A 2,974-nucleotide genomic window follows, 5' to 3' on the forward strand; every position below is an offset into this window, starting at 1 on the left:
CCATAGTAAAATTATAGTCTTTTCACTTTTATTTTTTTCTGTAAAATCAGGAAGGTCACTTTTTTCTTTAACGAGATAAAGTGGTCTTTTTTTAGTCTCCAAATAAATTTTACTGATGTACTTGCCGAGAATCCCAATGGTCAAGAGTTGAATGCCTCCAAGAAAGAGAATGACTGCCATCAAAGAGGTCCAACCTGATGTCGGATTGCCCAAAATGAGAGTCCGAACCACAACAAAAAAGGTCATCAGTAGAGAAAGAAAACAAGATAGGAGACCAGCTACAAAGGCTATAATCAAGGGAAAATCTGAAAAATTAACAATCCCTTCAATGGAGTAGAAAAAGAGTTGCCTAAAACTCCAACTGGTCTTGCCAGCCTGTCTTTCGACATTGGGATAATCCAGATAGTGGGTTTTAAAGCCGACCCAGGCAAAGAGTCCCTTAGAAAAACGATTGGACTCGGTCAAACTTAAAATGGCATCGACTACAGACCTTCTCATCATACGAAAATCACGGACACCTGACGGCAGGGCTACTGGGCTGATTTTTTTCATAAGGCGATAAAAGAGATTAGCGCAGAAACTACGAAAGAAGGGTTCTCCCTCCCGACTGGTTCTCCGTGTTCCTACGCAGTCCAAGTCTGCATTTTGGTCTAGTAAAGCTTTCATCTCAAGCAACATACTAGGAGGATCTTGGAGGTCTGCATCCATTACCACCACCAGATCTCCTGTCGCATATTGCAAGCCTGCATAAAGAGCTGCTTCTTTTCCAAAATTTCGAGAGAAAGAAAGATAATGCACTGCCGGATTTTGTTCCCGATAGGACTTTAAGAGTTCCAAAGTCCCATCACTTGATCCATCGTCAACAAAGACATACTCGATTTCTGTTTCCAAATCTGGAAGTAAAGCTTCCAGAGCCTGATAAAAAAGAGGAAGTACTTCCTCTTCGTTTAAACAGGGGACAATGATTGACATCACCATCTTAGTCTTCAAATCCATTTGGATGCTTGCTTTGCCAACGCCAGGCGTCTTCACACATTTGGGTGATGCCGAGTTCTGCTTCCCAGCCCAGTTCTGCTTTGGCTTTTGCAGGATCTGAATAGCAGGCTGCGATATCACCTGGGCGACGGTCTACAATGCGGTAAGGAATTGGGCGTCCCACTGCTTTTTCCATGTTTTGGATAATTTCAAGAACTGAGTAGCCTTTACCTGTTCCAAGGTTATAAACATTTAGGCCTGAACCTTTTTGGATTTTTTTCAGAGCTGCAACGTGACCTTTAGCCAAGTCAACAACGTGGATATAGTCACGAACACCAGTTCCGTCTTCCGTATCGTAATCGTCTCCAAACACTTGCACTTGCTCTAATTTTCCAACGGCTACCTGAGTCACATATGGCAAGAGGTTGTTTGGAATACCATTTGGATTTTCTCCCAAATCACCACTCTCATGGGCTCCGATTGGGTTAAAGTAACGAAGCAAGACCACATTCCATTCTGAGTCTGCCTTGTAGATATCCGTCAAAATTTCCTCTAGCATGAGCTTGGTACGACCGTATGGGTTGGTCACTGAAAGTGGGAAATCTTCCAAGATGGGCACTGTATGAGGATCTCCGTAAACTGTCGCAGAAGAACTGAAAATAATGTTTTTACAGTTGACTTCTTCCATAGCTTTCAAAAGGCTAAGAGTTCCTGCTATATTGTTGTCATAATAGGCAAGAGGGATACGGGTAGATTCTCCAACAGCCTTCAAACCAGCAAAGTGAATGACACCAGTTGGTTCTTCTTGTTTGAAAATGTCACGAAGAGTATCTGTATCACGGATATCAGCCTCATAAAAAGGAACTTCAACTCCTGTAACTCTCTCAACAACTTCTAAACTTTTACGGTTACTGTTGACAAGGTTATCCACCACAACAACTTGATGACCTGCTTGGATTAACTCAATAACAGTGTGAGTTCCGATAAAACCAGCTCCACCCGTTACCAAAATCTTTTCTTGCATCTTCTTTCCTCGATTCTCGGATCATTTTTTCTTATTTTACCATTTTTGATAGGGAATGTCATTTTCCATCCTAGAGGGTAAGATAAAATTTCAGTAAAATCTTATTCGTTTTTTAGTCGTTTGACATAATTTTCAATTGGGTAGTTTTCAGGGTCCAAGGTCAACTCCTTGTCTTGGATTAGTTGAGCTAGATGGTAACCGATAATAGGGCCGGTTGTGAGACCTGATGAACCTAGGCCACTGGCTGCATAGACACCTGCCAATTCTGGCACCTGCCCAAAGAAAGGAGAGAAATCACTGGTATAGGCACGGATTCCCACACGCTCAGATCTTGAAGTAGCTTCGGCCAAGATCGGATAGTGAGGCAAGGCGACCTCCTCCATTTGTTGGAGTAAGGTTTCATCTACCGTCAAATCAAATCCCATATCATTTTCATGAGTAGCACCTAGAGACAATTTCCCACCTGCAAAAGGAATCAAATCCCACTCCCCTTCTGGCATAACAACAGGGTATGATTCCATGTCTTGGGCCAGCTGATAATCTCGGAGTTGTCCTTTTTGAGGACGGACATCCACAGCATAACCCAAGGGTTCTAACAAGTCCCCCAACCAAGCTCCAGTCGCCAAAATAACCTGATCAAATACCTCTTCGCCAATCTGGTATCCTGATGCTAAAAGTGTTAGAGTCACTTTTTCTTTGACCAGCTTGACCTGACTGGCTTCCAGCAAACGAGTCACTATGAGTTGACCATCTACTCTCGCTCCACCAGAAGCATAGAGCAAGTGATCAAATCCCTGCAAGCCAGGGAATAATTCATTAGCTGATGCTGGGTCCAGAATGGCTAATTGCCCTATCAAGGGAGATTCTTCTCTACGCTGGAGGGCCAGTTGATAGAGTTCTTCCAACTTGGATTCATCTCTTTTCAGGAGAAAGACTCCCGAACGCTGGTAAAAGTCGATTTCTTGCCTCGACTTT

3 protein-coding genes are annotated in these 2,974 nt (G+C 43.1%); all 3 read right to left on the minus strand.

Annotated features, from left to right (window positions below; genetic code table 11):
- Positions 1-996: glycosyltransferase family 2 protein (locus SMIDD26_RS07205; RefSeq protein WP_167747496.1), on the minus strand; the 996-nt coding region annotated here is incomplete at its 3' end.
- Positions 980-1,999, minus strand: coding sequence for a UDP-glucose 4-epimerase GalE (gene galE, locus SMIDD26_RS07210; protein WP_061439692.1), 1,020 nt, complete (start codon positions 1,997-1,999; stop codon positions 980-982). The genes SMIDD26_RS07205 and galE, both read right to left, overlap by 17 nt.
- A gap of 101 nt (positions 2,000-2,100) precedes the next feature.
- A partial coding sequence (locus SMIDD26_RS07215) for an NAD(P)/FAD-dependent oxidoreductase (protein WP_061439789.1) occupies positions 2,101-2,974 on the minus strand: 874 nt, incomplete at its 5' end.

The organism is Streptococcus mitis (genome assembly GCF_001579035.1).
Classification (GTDB): Bacteria; Bacillota; Bacilli; order Lactobacillales; family Streptococcaceae; genus Streptococcus; species Streptococcus mitis_J.